The sequence below is a fragment of the Xanthomonas sp. CPBF 426 genome, assembly GCF_903989465.1.
Lineage (GTDB): Bacteria > Pseudomonadota > Gammaproteobacteria > Xanthomonadales > Xanthomonadaceae > Xanthomonas > Xanthomonas euroxanthea.
Genome location: NZ_LR861805.1, coordinates 3,920,224 through 3,937,633 on the forward strand (window position 1 = coordinate 3,920,224; position 17,410 = coordinate 3,937,633).

Annotated in this window: 15 protein-coding genes; 9 read left to right on the forward strand and 6 right to left on the reverse strand. The window is 62.3% G+C overall.

Translation table 11 applies throughout. The annotated features are described in order from the left end of the window. The first annotated feature begins 46 nt into the window (after positions 1-46). Complete coding sequence (locus tag H7A87_RS16510; RefSeq protein WP_119128364.1) at positions 47-2,782, forward strand: rhamnan synthesis F family protein; 2,736 nt, start codon at positions 47-49, stop codon at positions 2,780-2,782. 23 nt (positions 2,783-2,805) lie between these two features. Here the strand turns inward: H7A87_RS16510 and H7A87_RS16515 are convergent, their stop codons facing one another. Together H7A87_RS16515 and H7A87_RS16520 are read right to left on the reverse strand one after the other, a co-directional pair. Continuing rightward, the gene (locus H7A87_RS16515; protein ID WP_115677903.1) at positions 2,806-3,444 is read right to left on the reverse strand and encodes a CoA transferase subunit B; all 639 of its coding nucleotides are present in this window, start codon (positions 3,442-3,444) and stop codon (positions 2,806-2,808) included. After that, positions 3,444-4,175 (reverse strand): CoA transferase subunit A, encoded by a 732-nt coding sequence (locus H7A87_RS16520; protein ID WP_119128328.1) that lies wholly within the window; start codon positions 4,173-4,175, stop codon positions 3,444-3,446. Before H7A87_RS16520 ends, H7A87_RS16515 begins: the two co-directional genes overlap by 1 nt. A gap of 135 nt (positions 4,176-4,310) precedes the next feature. Here H7A87_RS16520 and H7A87_RS16525 point away from each other — a divergent pair, with 135 nt between their 5' ends. Both H7A87_RS16525 and H7A87_RS16530 read left to right on the forward strand, forming a co-directional pair. Further along, a complete protein-coding gene (locus tag H7A87_RS16525) occupies positions 4,311-5,657 on the forward strand; it encodes a phosphomannomutase (RefSeq protein WP_119128327.1) in 1,347 nt (448 codons plus the stop codon). 45 nt (positions 5,658-5,702) lie between these two features. After that, the gene (locus H7A87_RS16530; protein WP_119128326.1) at positions 5,703-7,106 is read left to right on the forward strand and encodes a mannose-1-phosphate guanylyltransferase/mannose-6-phosphate isomerase; all 1,404 of its coding nucleotides are present in this window, start codon (positions 5,703-5,705) and stop codon (positions 7,104-7,106) included. Between the two features lie 115 nt (positions 7,107-7,221). Here the strand turns inward: H7A87_RS16530 and rfbD are convergent, their stop codons facing one another. The 4 genes from rfbD to rfbB all read right to left on the reverse strand — a co-directional run bounded on the left by rfbD (position 7,222) and on the right by rfbB (position 10,685). Further along, complete coding sequence (gene rfbD, locus H7A87_RS16535) at positions 7,222-8,130, reverse strand: dTDP-4-dehydrorhamnose reductase (protein ID WP_119128325.1); 909 nt, start codon at positions 8,128-8,130, stop codon at positions 7,222-7,224. Then, positions 8,127-8,684: a dTDP-4-dehydrorhamnose 3,5-epimerase gene (gene rfbC, locus H7A87_RS16540; protein ID WP_104583293.1), complete on the reverse strand. Its 558-nt coding sequence runs from the start codon at positions 8,682-8,684 to the stop codon at positions 8,127-8,129. Before rfbC ends, rfbD begins: the two co-directional genes overlap by 4 nt. Beyond that, on the reverse strand, positions 8,681-9,568 hold the full coding sequence (gene rfbA, locus H7A87_RS16545) for a glucose-1-phosphate thymidylyltransferase RfbA (RefSeq protein ID WP_119128324.1): 888 nt from the start codon (positions 9,566-9,568) through the stop codon (positions 8,681-8,683). The genes rfbC and rfbA overlap by 4 nt, the downstream gene beginning before the upstream one ends. Before the next feature lie 61 nt (positions 9,569-9,629). Then, entirely contained in the window at positions 9,630-10,685 is a 1,056-nt protein-coding gene (gene rfbB, locus H7A87_RS16550) for a dTDP-glucose 4,6-dehydratase (RefSeq protein WP_104583291.1), read from the reverse strand. Positions 10,686-10,915: 230 nt separating this feature from the next. Here rfbB and H7A87_RS16555 point away from each other — a divergent pair, with 230 nt between their 5' ends. From H7A87_RS16555 to H7A87_RS16580, 6 genes are all read left to right on the forward strand, one after another. Further along, positions 10,916-11,662 carry an electron transfer flavoprotein subunit beta/FixA family protein gene (locus tag H7A87_RS16555; RefSeq protein WP_119128323.1) on the forward strand — a complete coding sequence of 249 codons (747 nt, stop codon included), beginning with the start codon at positions 10,916-10,918 and terminating at the stop codon, positions 11,660-11,662. After that, positions 11,662-12,606, forward strand: a complete 945-nt coding sequence (locus H7A87_RS16560) for an electron transfer flavoprotein subunit alpha/FixB family protein (protein ID WP_119128322.1) — start codon at positions 11,662-11,664, stop codon at positions 12,604-12,606. Before H7A87_RS16555 ends, H7A87_RS16560 begins: the two co-directional genes overlap by 1 nt. Positions 12,607-12,816: 210 nt before the next feature. Further along, positions 12,817-13,515, forward strand: a complete 699-nt coding sequence (locus H7A87_RS16565) for an NAD-dependent epimerase/dehydratase family protein (RefSeq protein WP_104561987.1) — start codon at positions 12,817-12,819, stop codon at positions 13,513-13,515. Then, positions 13,505-14,455 (forward strand): glycosyltransferase family 2 protein, encoded by a 951-nt coding sequence (locus tag H7A87_RS16570; RefSeq protein WP_102580563.1) that lies wholly within the window; start codon positions 13,505-13,507, stop codon positions 14,453-14,455. Before H7A87_RS16565 ends, H7A87_RS16570 begins: the two co-directional genes overlap by 11 nt. Positions 14,456-14,547: 92 nt before the next feature. Next, on the forward strand, positions 14,548-14,868 hold the full coding sequence (locus H7A87_RS16575) for a GtrA family protein (RefSeq protein ID WP_232087983.1): 321 nt from the start codon (positions 14,548-14,550) through the stop codon (positions 14,866-14,868). A 40-nt stretch (positions 14,869-14,908) separates the two neighbouring features. Beyond that, positions 14,909-17,089 carry a hypothetical protein gene (locus tag H7A87_RS16580; RefSeq protein ID WP_147421081.1) on the forward strand — a complete coding sequence of 727 codons (2,181 nt, stop codon included), beginning with the start codon at positions 14,909-14,911 and terminating at the stop codon, positions 17,087-17,089. The last annotated feature ends 321 nt before the right edge of the window (positions 17,090-17,410 follow it).

Consider the following 17,410-nt stretch of genomic DNA (forward strand, 5'->3'; position numbering starts at 1 on the left):
GGTAGAGCTCCATGGCGGCGGTTTCACCGGCGTAGCCGCGGTCGCAATACGGGCCTTCAAGGTCATCCGCGCCCTGGGCATACGCGGCCTGCTGGGGCGGCTGCAACTGGCCGGGCGTACGCAGCCGGCGGTCCATCACCTGTCTGACCAGGAACCTTTCGTCGCGCCTGCGCCGCTGTCGCAGCTGCGGCTCAAGACTGGCGTGATGCTGCACGTCTTCTATCCCGACCTGATCAACGAATTCGCACAGTCACTCCAGCACATGCCGGTGGGCTACGACCTGCTGGTATCGGTGATGGATGAAGCCGCCGCCGTCCAGGTGCGAGACCGTTTTTCAAAGTTGCCGCGGGTGGACAAGCTCGATATCCGCATCGTGCCCAACCGTGGCCGTGACATCGCGCCGCTATTGGTGACATTTCGCGAACAGGTCCTGGCATTGGATGTCGTTGGCCATCTGCACACGAAAAAGTCGCTGTATACAGGCAGCGAGCAAGGCCAATGGCGCCGCTACCTGGTGTCATCCCTGATGGGGAGCCCGGAGCGCATCGCCTGGCACCTGGGAATGTTTCAGGCCGAGCCGCGGCTTGGCATGCTCTATCCCGAGAGTTACGAGCGGGTGCTGCTGTGGGCGCATACCTGGCTCAGCAATTTCAGCGTCTGTCGCGCGCTTGCCCAGCGACTTGGATTCGACATCAGTCCCTCGGAGTACATCGATTTTCCTGCCGGATCGATGTTCTGGGCAAAGGTGGATGCACTGCGGCCGTTGTACGCGCTGGATCTGGAACTCAAGGATTTTCCGGAAGAACACGGTCAGATCGATGGCACCCTGCACCACGCAGTGGAGCGCATCTTCGTCGCTGTTGTGCGCCACCAGCAGTATCGGATTGGCATATTGCCGCAAGATGGCACGCTGGCACTCAGCGGCGAAGGTGGACGCAACTGGCAGGCGGCGTTCGAAACACCGATCGCCACGCGGTTGACCCTGTCCTCTCTTCAAGCTCGGCTGGTGTCGCTGGATATCTTCGATACCTTGGTAGTGAGGCCGTTCCTGTTTCCGGCGGGTGCGCGCGCCTATCTTGCCCATCTGGTCGCGGACCGATTCGGGGTCGGGAATTTTCTCGAACTCCGCGAGCTTGCCGAGGCGAAGGCACGCCATCAACGTGGCGCCGATGTCGATCTATCAACCATCTACACCACGCTGTCTGGCCTGCCCGGTGCGGGGGGACTTCCCATCGGTGCCTTGCAGGCACTGGAAGTGGCGCTGGAAGCCAGATTGCTGCAACCACGGCGAGGCGTGATCGCAGCGGCGGCGCACCTGCAACAACGTGGCATCCGCCTGGTTGCGCTTTCGGACATGTATCTGGATAGCACGTTGCTGCAGCAGGTCCTGCCGGCCGACGTCAGTGCGTTGCCAGCTGCCTGGTATGTGTCGTGCGAGACGGGCTGGCGCAAGGATGCTGACAGCGCCTGGAAGGAGCTGCCAGGCATCGAAAACATCGAGACATCGCACTGGCTGCATGTGGGCGACAACGAACATGCAGATGTCCAGCGTCCACAGATGCACAAGCTGTTGACGCCGGTGCATGTGCTTCGCCCATCCGCGCTGTTTGAGGTGGTCCCCGCCTTGCGCCCGCTCAGACCGCCGTCGGGTGACGCAACGCGGTGGCAGGACCAGTTGTGGCTTGGCCTATTGGCCAATCGATTCGCCGATCTTGCCGACCGGCACCCGGAAACCTTGATGCCGCTGCCGATTCTTTCACCGGCATCTCTCGGCTACGTGGTCATCGGCCCGCTGATCTTCGATTATCTCGCCTGGCTGATCCGCATGGCGAAGCAAGCCAATATCGAAACAATCCTGTTTTTGAGCCGAGAAGGCCACCTGCTGGAGCAGGGTTTTCGGCTAGTAAGGCAAACCTCGCCTTTGCTGCAGCAGCTTCAGGGCAAGTATCTGCTGGCATCTCGGCGTGGAACCGGAACACCCTCGCTGCATGCGCCGGATGATCTTGCATTGCTGCTGGACAGCACCTACACCGGCACGTTGAGCGGCCTGATACAGGCGCGCCTGGGAGATGCTGCCGCAGCTATTCTGGAACGTCGCCTGGGGCGCCCGGTCATGCAACGCGATGTCTACCTGCCGGAGATGCATGCCGAGCTGCTGCAACTCATTGCCCCAGCGATCAATGACCTGCTGGCGCTGGCCGAGACTGAAAGGACGGCCTACCTGCGTTACTGGACGGCGACCGCAGGCGACGGTGCCGCCATGGTGGCCGACATAGGGTACTCCGGCACCATCCAGGCCAACCTCGCGCGATTGACCGGGCAGCCGCTGGGTGGCGCGTATTTTGCACTGAACGGGCGCGCCACGAAGATCGCTGCCCAGAGTTGGGCCGCCGCCCGCTATTTTGATGGCCGTACCGAAGGTGCTCCGGAGCAGTCGACGATCCTGCGCCATGACCTGCTTCTGGAGACACTTCTCACCGCTCCTTCGCCGCAGTTTTCCTATTTTGCAGACGCCACCAACGTTCCGACTGCGGTCTACGCCAGTGCGGAGCTGTCGCCAGCGCAATGGGCGACGATCGCCCAGGTGCACGAAGGTGCATTGGCGTTCATTGCAGACGTTTGCAAGGTTGCGCAGGACGAAAGCTACCTGCTGGACTTCGATCGAGCCGCGGTCCAGATCCCGTTGCAGTGCGTCGGCTCCGGACGCTGGCAGGCGCCGTGGCTGGCGGATCTGCAACTCGACGACCGTTTCACCGGACGCGGATCGGTTCGGGCCGGATGACCTGACGGCCATCCGGCCTGGCCTCACGGTTGAGGCGTCAGAAGTGCCACGCCGGTCTTCTGGCGCAACTCCTCCAGTTCTACCCCATCGGCCGCCTCCACCAGCACCAGCCCGCCATCGGTAACATCCAATACCGCCAGGTCGGTGATGATGCGATCCACCACGCCGACGCCGGTCAATGGCAGATCGCATTCGGGCAGGATCTTGTGGCTGCCGTCCTTGGCGACGTGTTCCATCAGCACCACCACGCGCTTGACGCCAGCCACCAGGTCCATTGCGCCACCCATGCCCTTGACCATCTTGCCGGGCACCATCCAGTTGGCCAGGTCGCCGCGGTCGGTGACCTGCATCGCACCGAGAATCGCCAGATCGATGTGCCCGCCGCGGATCATCGCAAACGAGTCGTGGCTGCCGAAATAACTGGCACCGGCACGCGCAGTCACCGTCTGCTTGCCGGCATTGATCAGGTCCGCATCCACCTCGTCCTCGGTGGGAAACGGGCCGATGCCGAGCAGGCCGTTTTCCGATTGCAGCCAGACGTCCATGCCATCGGGAATGTGATTGGCCACCAGCGTCGGCAGGCCGATGCCCAGGTTGACGTAGGCGCCAACAGTCAATTCGCGCGCCGCACGTGCGGCCATCTGGTCCCTGGTCCAGGCCATCAGTGCTGTCCTTCGCGCACGGTGCGCTGTTCGATGCGTTTTTCCGGCGTGGCGTTGAGCACCAGCCGGTCGACATAGATGCCGGGCAGATGCACCTGGTCCGGATCGATCGCGCCCACTTCGACGATCTCCTCGACCTCGGCAACGCAGACGCGACCGGCCATGGCACAGGCCGGGTTGAAGTTGCGCGCGGTCTTGCGGAACACCAGATTGCCGGCCGTGTCCGCACGCCAGGCCTTGACCAGCGCGACATCGGCCTGCAGCGCGGTTTCCATCACGTACTGTTTGCCGTCGAATTCGCGGGCTTCCTTGCCCTGGGCCACGATGGTGCCGTAGCCGGTTGCGGTGTAGAACGCGGGGATTCCCGCACCGCCCGCGCGCAGACGCTCGGCCAGCGTGCCTTGCGGGTTGAACTCCAGCTCGAGTTCGCCGGCCAGATACTGCCGCTCGAATTCCTTGTTTTCGCCCACGTAGGACGAAATCATCTTGCGGATCTGTCGGGTGGCCAATAATTGACCCAGCCCGAATCCATCGACGCCGGCGTTGTTGGAAATCACGGTCAATCCGCCGACCCCGCTCTCGCGCACCGCCGCAATCAGCGCCTCCGGAATTCCGCACAAGCCAAAGCCGCCGACCGCCAGGGTCTGGCCATCGGCCAGCACCCCATCCAGCGCCGCCCCGGCATCGGCATAGCGTTTGCCGCCTGCCGCACCACGCCCACCATTGCTCATCACCGCCCTCGCCTCGCTGATGTGAAGCGGCCATTCTAGCCGCTGACTGTTCCCTGTCCCCGATCGCAATTCCGCCACACCCAAGACACGGCGCAGCCGCTAAACTCGGGATTTCCCCCACCCCAGGAATTGCCCATGACGCTACCCGCCTTCAAGGCCTACGACATTCGCGGCCGCGTGCCGGATGAACTCAACGAGGACTTGGCGCGCCGCATCGGCGTGGCATTGGCGGCGCAGCTGGAGCAAGGGCCGGTGGTCCTGGGCCACGACGTGCGCCTGGCCAGCCCCAGCCTGCAGGAAGCGCTCTCGGCCGGCCTGCGCGCCAGCGGCCGCGAAGTGATCGACATCGGCCTGTGCGGCACCGAGGAGGTCTATTTCCAGACCGATCACCTCAAGGCGGCCGGCGGCGTGATGGTCACGGCCAGCCATAACCCGATGGACTACAACGGCATGAAGCTGGTGCGCGAGCAGGCGCGGCCGATCAGTTCCGACACCGGCCTGTTCGCGATTCGCGACACCGTCGCTGCCGACACCGCCGCCCCCGGCGAGCCCACGGCAAGCGAGCACAGCCGCACCGACAAGACCGCATATCTGGAGCACCTGCTCAGCTACGTGGACCGCAGCACGCTCAAGCCGCTCAAGTTGGTGGTCAACGCCGGCAACGGCGGCGCCGGCCTGATCGTCGACCTGCTTGCACCGCAGCTGCCGTTCGAGTTCGTCCGCGTCTTCCATGAACCCGATGGCAACTTCCCCAATGGCATTCCCAACCCGTTGTTGCCGGAAAACCGCGACGCCACGGCCAGGGCGGTCAAGGAACACGGCGCCGATTTCGGTATTGCCTGGGATGGTGACTTCGATCGCTGCTTCTTCTTCGATCACACCGGCCGCTTCATCGAAGGCTATTACCTGGTCGGCCTGCTGGCGCAGGCGATCCTGGCCAAGCAGCCCGGCGGCAAGGTCGTACACGACCCGCGCCTGACCTGGAACACCGTCGAGATGGTCGAGGACGCCGGCGGCATTCCGGTGCTGTGCAAGAGCGGCCATGCCTTCATCAAGGAAAAGATGCGCAGCGAAAATGCCGTCTATGGCGGCGAGATGAGCGCGCACCATTATTTCCGTGAGTTCGCCTATGCCGACTCCGGCATGATTCCGTGGCTGTTGATCGCCGAGCTGGTGTCGCAGTCGGGTCGTTCGCTGGCGGATCTGGTCGAAGCGCGCATGCAGAAATTCCCCTGCAGCGGCGAGATCAACTTCAAGGTGGACGATGCCAAGGCGGCGGTCGCCCGCGTGATGGAGCACTACGGCGACCAGTCGCCGGAACTGGACTACACCGACGGCATCAGTGCCGATTTCGGCCAATGGCGCTTCAACCTGCGCAGCTCCAATACTGAGCCGCTGCTGCGTCTGAACGTGGAAACGCGCGGCGACGCCGCACTGCTGGAAACGCGTACGCAGGAAATTTCCAACCTGCTGCGCGGCTGATTTAACATCGTCCCCCACTTTGACGCATTGGAGTTTCCCCCGCTCATGAGCGATGTCCTTCCGATTATCCTGTCCGGCGGTTCCGGCACGCGCCTTTGGCCGTTGTCGCGCGAATCCTATCCCAAGCAGTTCCTGCCGCTGGTCGGCGAGCACAGCATGCTGCAGGCTACCTGGTTGCGTTCTGCTCCGGTGGCGGCGCATGCCCCCATCGTGGTGGCCAACGAGGAGCATCGCTTCATGGCCGCCGAGCAGTTGCAGCAGCTGGGCGTGAAGCCGTCGGCCATCCTGCTCGAGCCCAAGGGCCGCAATACTGCCCCGGCAATTGCCGTCGCTGCGCTCGAAGCCACCCGTAACGGTGGTGATCCGCTGCTGCTGGTGCTTCCTTCGGACCATGTCATTCGTGACGAGGCTGCTTTCCAGGCGGCAGTCACCGTCGCAGCCGCCGCCGCAGAGCAGGGCAAGCTGGTCACCTTCGGCATCAAGCCGACCGCGCCTGAAACCGGCTATGGCTACATCAAGGCCGGTGCCGGCACCGGCGCCACTGCGGTCGAGCGCTTCGTCGAAAAGCCCGACCTGGCCACCGCGCAGGGGTATCTGGCCAGCGGCGAGTATTACTGGAACAGCGGCATGTTCCTGTTTCGTGCCTCGCGCTACCTGGAAGAACTGCGCAAGTTCCAGCCGGCCATTGCCGATGCCTGCCAGAAGGCGTGGGAAGGCGGCAAGCGCGATGCCGACTTCACCCGTCTGGACAAGGACGCGTTCGCCTCCAGCCCATCGGATTCCATCGACTATGCGGTGATGGAAAAGACCGCCGATGCAGTGGTGGTGCCGCTGGATGCCGGCTGGAACGATGTCGGTTCGTGGTCGTCGCTGCTGGACGTCTCCGAACAGGACGGCCAGGGCAATGCACACCACGGCGATGTCATCCAGCTGGACTGCAAGAACACCTACGCGTATGGCTCGCGCCTGATCGCCATGGTCGGCCTGGAAGACGTGGTCGTCGTCGAGACGCCGGATGCCGTGCTGGTCGGTCACCGCGATCGCATCCAGGAGGTCAAGGACGTGGTGGGCCAGATCAAGACGGCTGGCCGTTCCGAGGCCACCTGGCATCGCAAGGTCTATCGCCCGTGGGGTGCTTACGATTCGATCGACATGGGTCACCGTCACCAGGTCAAGCGCATCACCGTCAAGCCCGGTGCCGTGCTCAGCCTGCAGATGCATCACCACCGCGCCGAACACTGGATCGTCGTCAGCGGCACCGCAGAAGTCACGCGTGGCGAAGAGGTGCTGTTGCTCACCGAGAACCAGAGTACCTATATTCCGCTTGGCGTGACCCATCGCCTGCGCAATCCGGGCAAATTGCCGCTGGAACTGATCGAAGTGCAGTCCGGCAGCTACCTGGGCGAAGACGACATCGTGCGTTTCGAAGATACCTACGGGCGTACCTGATCGGTCGCTTTCGGGATTCTGCAGTACATAAGCAAACAGCCGGGGATTCCCGGCTGTTTGCGTTTGCGGCTTGAATGCGTCGGCGGAAATATCGCCACCGGCCAGAGTCGCGTATCTAGTGCCTGGCAGCGGCGATTTCGGCAATCACGCGCTGCAGGCCGACTCGCCAGTCCGGCAACACGATGTCGAAATCGCGCTGCAGTTTGTCGATCGACAGCCGCGAATATGCCGGCCGCTGTGCGGGCGTCGGGTAGTCGGCGGTCGTGATGGGTACCACACGCGGCGCGCGCAACAACAGGCCTGCGCTGACCGCCTCCTGGAAGATCGCCTCGGCAAAGCCATGCCAGCTGGTTTGCCCTGCTGCCGTGAGGTGCCATGTCCCCGAGGTGCCTGGTCTGCGTTGGCGCAGCAACTGCGCGGTGACATCGGCGATCAGGGCCGCGGGCGTGGGTGTTCCGACTTGGTCGGCCACCACCCGCAGCTCATCGCGCTCGGCACCGACACGCAACATGGTGCGCAGGAAATTCGCGCCATGCGAGGCATACACCCATGCGGTGCGCAGGATCAGATGCTGCGCGCCGGAAGCACGGATGGCCTGCTCACCCGCAAGCTTGGTCTCGCCATACACGCCCAGCGGCGAGGTCGGCGCGTCTTCGGGATACGGTGCGGTACCCCGACCGTCGAAGACGTAGTCGGTCGAGTAGTGCACCAGCGGTACGTCACGGGATGCGCACCAGGCGGCGATGACGCCAGGCGAGGTTGCATTGACACGCAATGCGCTGGCGCGATCCTGCTCGGCGCGATCCACCGCGGTATAGGCGGCGGCATTGACCACATGCGACGGGGAAACCCGGTCCAGCAAGGCAGTTAGCGTTTGCGGTGCGTCCAAGTCCGCCGTCTCGCAGGCGCTGCCGTCAGGCAGCTGACCACTGCGTGTCGTTGCCTGCACCGAGCCATCGGCGGCCAATGCGCGCAACAGTTCCGCACCCACCTGCCCGTTCGCACCAAACACCAACGTGGTCACGGCATATACACCGGCAGTCGGTCGGCTGGCACCTCATCCAGGAACGGCGCCTTGGCGTCCTTGGCCGACAGCAATGGATCGCTGATCGGCCAATCGATACCGATCGCCGCATCGTTCCAACGCACGCCTGCATCTGCTTCCTTGACGTACACGTCGGTGCACAGATAACTGAACAACGCTTTCTCTGAAAGCACTGCAAAGCCATGTGCAAAGCCTTCAGGTATCCAGACCTGGCGTCGGTTTTCTGCGCTCAGTAAAACGGCGGTCCAACGCCCGAAGTGGGGAGAACCGGCGCGGATATCCACCGCAACGTCGTAGACCTCACCTTCAAGCACGCTCACCAGCTTGCCCTGTGGCCGAGGCCACTGGTAATGCAGACCGCGCAGCACGCCCCTGGTGGACGTGGAGACGTTACTTTGCACAAAACTCGTCGGCAGCCCATGCTGCCCGAAGCGCTCTGCATTCCATGTTTCGAAGAACTGACCGCGCTCATCGCCGAAGACCGCAGGCTCGATGACGACGCAGCCGGGCAATGTCGTTTCGATCACGTTCAATGGACGACCCCACGCTTGGCTAATGCAGTCAGATACTTGCCGTAGTCATTCTTCAACAACGGCGCCGCCAGGCGCTCCAGCTGCTCGGCATCGATCCAGCCCTGGCCAAATGCGATTTCCTCCGGGCAGCACACCTGCAGACCCTGGCGCATCTGGATGGTCTCGATGAAATTGGCCGCTTCGTGCAATGACTGGTGCGTCCCGGTATCCAGCCATGCATACCCGCGCCCCAGTGGCTCCAGGTGCAGGTTGCCGGCTTCGAGATAGCAGCGATTGAGATCGGTGATCTCCAGCTCGCCGCGCGGCGAGGGCTTCAATGCAGCCGCGTAGTCGCTGGCCTGGCCGTCATAGAAATACAAGCCGGTGACCGCGTAGTTGGAACGGGGCTCTGCCGGCTTTTCGGCGATGTCGATGACCTTGCCTTGCTGATCGAATTCGGCAACGCCGTAGCGCTCCGGATCGTTGACCCAGTAACCGAAGACGGTCGCTCCCTGCTCGCGCGCATCGGCGCGGCGCAAGGTGTCGGTCAGGCCGTGCCCATGGAAGATATTGTCGCCCAGCACCAGGCAGCTCGGCTTGCCGTCGATGAACTCGCGACCGATCAGATAGGCCTGCGCCAGGCCGTCAGGGCTGGGTTGCACGGCATACTGGAGATTGACGCCCCACTGGGAACCGTCGCCCAGCAGCGACTGGAACAGCGCCTGCTCGTGCGGGGTGTTGATGATCAGGATGTCGCGGATGCCCGCGAGCATCAGCACGCTCAGCGGGTAGTAGATCATCGGCTTGTCGTACACCGGCAACAGCTGCTTGCTGACGCCCTTGGTGATCGGGTACAGGCGCGTGCCGGAGCCGCCCGCCAGAATGATGCCTTTACGTTGTGTCATCAGGGTGTCCTGTTGAGGCCCGCACACGCAGACATGCGCGGGCGCTTGCTAGGGGGTCGCGTCAGGCCGCGGCGCCGATCCGTTCGAGCCGGTAGCTGCCATCCAGCACGCCCTGGACCCAGGCCTGGTTGGTCAGGTACCACGCCACCGTCTGCGCGATGCCCTGCTCGAAGGTATATGCCGGCTCCCAGCCCAGCTCGTTCTTCAGCTTGGAGGCATCGATCGCGTAGCGACGGTCGTGCCCGGGGCGATCGGTGACATGGGTGATCTGGCTTGCGCGTGGCTTGCCGTCCGCACGCGGGCGATGCTGATCCAGCAGCGCACAGATCGCCTGCACGACCTCGATGTTCTGGCGCTCGGAGTTGCCGCCCACGTTGTAGGTCTCGCCGACCTTGCCCTTGGCCAGCACGGTACGGATCGCCTCGCAGTGGTCGCTGACGAACAACCAGTCGCGCACCTGCTTGCCATCGCCGTACACCGGCAACGGCTCGCCGGCCAGCGCCTTGGCGATCACCAGCGGAATGAGCTTTTCCGGGAAATGGTAGGGGCCGTAGTTGTTCGAGCAGTTGGTGGTCAGCACCGGCAGCCCGTAGGTGTGGTGGAATGCGCGCACCAGGTGATCGGAGGCCGCCTTGGATGCCGAATACGGGGAATTGGGTGCATACGGCGTGGTTTCGGTGAACTTGCCGGTCTCGCCCAGCGTGCCATAGACCTCGTCGGTGGACACATGCAGGAACCGAAAGGCCTCGCGGCGCGCGTCCGGCAGCGCTTTCCAGTAATCGCGCACGGCCTCGAGCAAGGCCAGGGTGCCGACCACGTTGGTCTGGATGAACGCGCCGGGGCCTTCGATCGAGCGATCCACATGGCTTTCGGCAGCGAAGTTCAGCACCGCATCCGGTTGATGTTCCTGCAGCAGCCGGGTCACCAGCGCGCCGTCGCCGATGTCGCCCTTGACGAAGACATGGTCGGCATTGCCCTCCAGCGACGCCAGCGTGTTCAGGTTCCCCGCATAGGTGAGCGCGTCGAGATTGATCACGCGGACCCCGCGCGCGACTGCCTCAAGAACAAAATTTCCGCCGATAAAGCCGGCCCCGCCGGTTACTAGCCAAGTCGCCACTGTCTACCCCTCCTGGTCGCGCGCGCGCGGCGCCGCATTTTCAAACCACACAGGATATACGGTCCGGGCAATACCGGGCCTAAGCATTGCCCGAACAACTGCGCGAAGCTGTTGCGCCGCAGCATCCATACGCCATCGCATGGTACTGCTTGCCCGGTTAGAATGGCCCCACTCCCGAGCCTGCCGCCGCGGCCGGGCCTTCCCGCAACAGCTGAAGGATCTCGTACACGATGAAAATCCTCGTCGCCTACAAGCGCGTGGTGGACTACAACGTCCGCATTCAGGTCAAGCCCGATGGCTCCGGTGTGGTCACCGACGGCGTCAAGCTCTCGCCGAACCCGTTTGACGAAATCGCCTTGGAAGAGGCGCTGCGCCTGCGCGACGCCGGCATTGCCACCGAGGTGGTGGTCGCCACCCTGGCGCCGGCCGATGCGGCCGCGCATCTGCGCAACGGGCTTGCCATGGGCGCCAACCGCGCCATCCACGTGGTCACCGACGCGGCGATCCAGCCGCTGACCGCCGCGCGCGCCCTGCTCAAGCTGGTCGAAAAGGAACAGCCGGACCTGGTCATCCTGGGCAAGCAGGCGATCGACGACGACGCCAACCAGACCGGTCAGATGCTCGCTACGTTGTGGGGGCGCCCACAGGCGACCTTCGCCGGCAAGCTGGTGGTCGCCGATGGCAAGGCCACGGTGACCCGCGAGGTGGACGCAGGCCTGGAAACGCTGGAAGTGGACCTGCCGGCGGTGATCACCACCGATCTGCGCCTGAACGAGCCGCGCTTCATCAAGCTGCCGGACATCATGAAAGCCAAGAGCAAGCCGCTGGAAACGCTGGCATTTGCCGATCTTGGCATCGCTGCGCACGACAGCCTCAGCACCACCCACTATGCGCCGCCGTCCAAGCGTAGCCGCGGGGTGATGGTCAAGGATGCCGCCGAACTGGTGGCCGCACTCAAGCAGAAGGGGTTGCTGTAATGGCCAAGGTTCTCATCGTTGCCGAACATCTCAACGGCCAGCTCAACGCGGCCACCGCCAAGACCCTGAGCGCCGCGCTGGCCGTGTCGGCCGAGGCCATCGACGTCGTCGTGCTGGCGGCCGACCCAGCCGCGGTTGCGACCCAGGCCGCGCAGCTGGCGGGTGTTGCCCGCGTACTGACGGTGGCAAACGCCGCCAACGAACATGCCATCGCGCAGGTCCTGGGGCCGCAGATTGCCCAGCTCGCCGGCCAGGGCTACACCCATGTGTTCGGCCCCTCGACCACCTTCGGCAAGGACCTGATGCCGGTGGTGGCCGCGCTGCTGGGCGTCAACCAGGTCTCGGACCTGATGGCGGTCGAAGATGCCTATACCTTCAAGCGCCCGATCTACGCCGGCAATGCGATCATCACGGTGAAGGCACCGGCCGACCAGGTCGTGGTCGCAACCGTGCGCAGCGCCTCCTGGCCGGAAGCGGCAGCCGGTGGCAGCGCAACGATCGAGTCCGTCGCCGTAGATGCCGCGCTGCCGACCCACACCCGCTTCATCGGGCTGGCCGCAGGCAGCTCCGACCGCCCCGACCTGCAGAGCGCCAAGCGCGTGGTCTCCGGCGGCCGCGGCGTCGGCTCGGCCGAGAACTTCCAGCACATCTACAGCCTGGCCGACAAGCTCGGCGCCGCCGTGGGCGCCTCGCGCGCCGCCGTGGACGCCGGCTACGTGCCCAACGAACTGCAGGTCGGCCAGACCGGCAAGATCATCGCCCCCGAGCTGTACGTCGCGATCGGCATCAGCGGCGCGATCCAGCATCTGACCGGCATCAAGGACGCCGGCACGATCGTGGCGATCAACAAGGACCCGGAGTCGCCGATCTTCGAGATTGCCGATATCGGGTTGGTGGGGGATTTGTTCACGCTGTTGCCGGAGCTGGAACAGGCCTTGGGCTAACGGCTACTCTCAAGATTACGATGGCCGCCACGGCTGACGGTATACTGCGCCGTCAGCGTGGCGGCGCCACTCTTCGCCGCTTGCATGCCTGATGGGGACACGCCGCGGCCGAAGCAAGTGTTGGCCCGGGACGATCGTATGGCGTCGGCGGCCTTGTAGTTGTCCAGCGCTGCATAAGGACAACGTCGATAAATGGGAATTGGTAATTAAGTGATCATCGGTAATGGCCTGCTGGCCAGATCCTTCGCAGCAGATAGGCTCGCTGAGCTCAACGCCACGGTATTCGCCTCCGGGGTGTCCAATTCATCCGAGACCGATCCGGCGGCATTTGAAAGGGAAGCCCGTCTGCTGGTCAAGGCTCTGGACGAGGCGCGAGGCCGGTTCGTGTACTTCAGCACGTGCAGCGTGACAGACCCCGACCGCGCGGAAACCCATTACGTCCGCCACAAGCTGAGAATGGAACGGCTGATTGCGGAACGCGACGAGTATCTGATCCTGCGCCTGCCTCAAGTCGTGGGACGCACTGACAATCCACACACCCTGTCCAATTACCTTGCCAGTGGTATTCGCAATGCGGAGCCGCTACGCATCTGGGTCAAGGCAGTGCGCTGCCTGATCGACGTAGAAGATGTTGCCCGAGTGACCCTTCATCTGGTGGAGCGCCGCCTCGAAACCAATGCCGTGCTGGATCTGGCTCCGCCAGAAAATGTCACCCTGCTCGAGCTGGTCTCGATGCTGGAGGCCACGCTGGGCAAGAAGGCAAGCATTGACTTTGTGGACCGTGGCGGCGGTGCCATGCCTGATCCGGCGCCATTTGTTCGTTATGCAACCGCCATCGGCATTGATTCCTCTCCCGGATACATCGCCAGGCTGATTCGCAAATACTACGGAACGAGCGATGCAACCTGATATTTCCGTCGTCATCCCGGTCTATGGCAGCGCGACCATCCTGCCCACGCTTGTCGAGAAACTCGAGGAGTCGCTGACTGCGCTCACCGACAAGTTCGAAGTCGTACTGGTGTACGACTGCAGCCCGGATAACTCCTGGCAGGTCATAACAGGGCTGTGCACCTCCCGGCCCTGGTTGAAGGGAGTCCGCCTGCGCAAGAACGCGGGGCAGCACAATGCATTGATGGCTGGATTCGGTGTGGCACGCGGCCGCTACATCGTCACCATGGATGACGATCTGCAGCACTCGCCGTCCGACATCGGGCGCGTCGTGGCCGAGCTGCGAAGTGGAGCCGATGTTTGCTACGTGCAGTTCAAAAGCCGGCGGCACGCTCTCTGGAAGCGCCTCGGCAGCCAGTTCAATGACCGCATGGCGTCGTGGCTGCTCGCCAAACCTCGCGGGCTGTATCTTTCGCCATTCCGCGGCTTGATCAGCGAAGTTCGTGACGAGATATTGCGCTACGGCGGCCCCTTCGTCTATGTCGATGGCCTTATCGTTCAGAGCACCAGCAATATCACCACCATTGAAGCGGAGCACCACGCCCGAAGCGACGGCAAGTCTGGATACAGCCTGCGCAAGTCGATCTCACTGTGGATGCAGATGGCGACAAGCTTCTCGATCACACCATTACGGGTAGCGTCGCTGACAGGAATCGTCTCTTCCGGCCTCGGCTTTCTGTGCGCCATCGTGCTGATCCTGCAGAAGCTGCTTTGGCCGCACACCGTCATCGGCTGGACGTCATTGATCGTTGCGGTATTGATCATGGGCGGCATCCAGCTACTCGCGCTGGGCGTGGTGGGCGAGTACGTAGGGCGCGTGCTGCTCAACGTCAGCAATCGTCCCCAATACATAAAGGGCCAACAGCTCAACGTAGGCCAAGAGCAAGAGACCGTGAAGTGATATCACAGCGCCATCGCGCCCTGGCCGCACGCTTTCTGCGCTTTTGCATCGTTGGTGGCGCCAGTACCGTCGCCTTCAGTGTGCTTACCTGGGTGGCTGTATCAAAGCTTGGCATGCAGCCAACCATGGCCACGGCGCTCTGCTACCTGGTGTTGGTGCCAATCAATTTCGTCGCGCACCGCAGTTTCACGTTCGTGTCCTCTGGTCATCTGAGTTCGGAAGGCTTGCGCTTCATTTTGCTGCACAGCTTCAACCTCGCCTTGTCCATCATCGGGATGGGCGTGGCTGTGAACAGTCTGCACTTGCATTACGCGTGGGGCATTGCGTTCTCGGCCGTCGTCGTGCCTGTCGTGGTGTTTCTCGTGATGAATTTCTGGGTGTTCAACCGGGACCGACGTCGCGATCACGTCTAAATCCAACCTACGCCGCAACTGCAACCAAACAAGCCATCGAATGTCCAATCCCCTAATCCGCAACGACGCTTCCCAGCGCACCATGTTGTTCATCGCTTGCTCCACAGCGATCGTCATGCTGCTTTGGCTTCCCTTCGGCTTCAACATGATGGGACATATCGAGGAATGGGATCTTCTGAACCTGTTCACTCGCCACGGCGTGTTCTACGTGGTTGGTGAGGGTGGGCCGCTTCCCAGCCACCGCATGCGGCCCCTCATGCTGTTGCCGAATGCGATCGCGTACCAACTATCGCCAAACTCCTTTTTCGCCATGCATCTGTTGCAGATGCTGGCCTTGGTGTTGAAGGGTGTTTGCGGCGGAATCCTGGGGTGGTGGCTGCTGCGCTCGCGGCTCTATGCCGTGTTGCTGGCGCTGCTGGTGGTCATTTATCCCGCAGATACGATGCAGCTGTCGTTCCGCTCCTTCCATATCAACTGGTCTGTCTTGCTGGCATTTGCCGGCGTGACAGGGATAGTGCATGCATATGGAAGTCAATTGATGGGCAAGAGCAGGGCGATCCTGGTATCGCTTGTGTCTACCGCAATGTTGGTTGTTGCCACGCTGATCTATGAAGTGGCATTGGCATACGCCATCTTGCCTCTGCTGTTGCTCTGGTGCCGATTCGGATTGGTGGAGACGGTCAGACTTCCCCTCCGTCGCTGGTATGTTTCGCTGGTCTGGTGCATAGGCATATTGGCTTGCTTAGCCTATATCTACTACGTTGCCAAGACTGGCTCGACCTACCAAGGGCATCTGTTAGAGAGCCAGGCCGGTGGCATTGCCCTGCTTAAAGAGCGCGCCCTGGTGATGTTTTACACGGGCATCGGCCGAAGCGTAGTGGGCGGTTGGATCGACGCCGGAAGGATTCTCTTCGTCGAGTACCGCAGCTTCTGGTACCTGTCGGCCATTGCGTTGATGGCGTTGGCTCTGCTCCGCTACATACGCGAACCCTTTTCCGCACCAACCCCGGAAAAGCAAATCGGCGTGCGTTGGTCGCTACGGGTGCTCGTTACCGGCGTGGCATTTGCCGCCGTCGGCTATCTCCCCTTTCTTGCATCACCCGCGCATACCAGCATCAGTCAACGCACCTTCCTCTTCGCGACTCCAGGCGGAGCATTGGCCACGGTGGCTCTGGTCATGCTGTTTTCTGGAGCCCGTCGAACCCTGGCAATGGTGTTCGGCACCGTATTGATCGTACTGGGCATGGCGGCACAAATGTTCCAGTTCCATCACTACTCACAGATTTCTGATACAGAACGCAAAGTCCTCCAGGACGTGGCTGTAAGCCTGCCGGATATCGCCAACGACCGCGATCTTCTCATTCTCGACGGCTCCCACCTCATCAACAGCGTGTGGATGCTCCGGGAAAACATGATGAACGCGCTAACCTATTTGTACGGCAAGCCGATCGACGTGGTACAGATCTGCAATCAACCTGAGAACGACTGGCAACACGCAGATGAAAGAGGCCGCACCGGCCGATGCGCAGAATACCCTGACCACTGGGAGTTCAGTTCAGGCCCAGCCATTGATGGACCAGACTATAAGTCGCCGCCGCAAAGCGTTCTGTATCGCGCAGACAAGAGCAGGACGCAGATCGTGCGCATTCCCGAAGAGGGCGTTGTACCGCTAAGTGGTGCGCGTAAAGACGAGCTTTCGTTGCGCAACGACGCCGTTTCGCGGCGCTATCGCGCCATGCTCGCGCCGTCTCCCTGGCCTCTGGCTTTCGATCAGTTCCGCCACAGGGAACGGGAGGCAGGCTTTAGGTGGGATTTCGGCCGCTGGTGGAATTTGGACGTGCCTGCGCCGGGACGCGGATGGCAGGATGCCCAGTGGCAACATGAAGGACGTATGGAACATGCTTCATTCTCGTGGACCGTCGTTGAGAATCCATGGCTTCAATTCCAGCTAAAACCAACTGGCCGGGTTTATCGAGTTCGGGGAAAGGTCATGTCCATCGCCCCCGGCATACACCCTGAGAAGCTCGCGATTTCAGTGAACGGCCATGTGGTCCCGGTCCGCTGGATCACTTCCAATGAGTTTTATGGAGAATTGCCCTCGTCCTTCCTGAAAGATGGCAACAACAGGGCCACCTTCCTGCTTCCGGTCGACAATCACTCTTCTGGATTCGGCATGGCATTCGATTGGATCAAATTCGCTCCGATCGAGTCGACTGACTGACCGAACGAAATATGCGTCGCCTCAGCACAACTGGCATACGGAATTCAAAATGATTGCCATCAATCGCGACATTAAGGCTGCACTTCTAGCTTCCGTCTTATGCCTGTTACTTCCAGGCTGTACGGCAAGAGAGACCGAGTCCTCCCTGGATGCTGCTTCAACCAGGTCCGCGGTTATTTCGGCAGGTGATAGGATAGGTCCTGCTGACCTGAGGCCATTTCTGACAAATGGCTGGTCAACAGATGAACCCTTCGGAGTATGGTCCGTCGGCGAGGATGCAGGCCTTTTAATGCGGATGGAAACGTCGGCAGACGCAGGCGC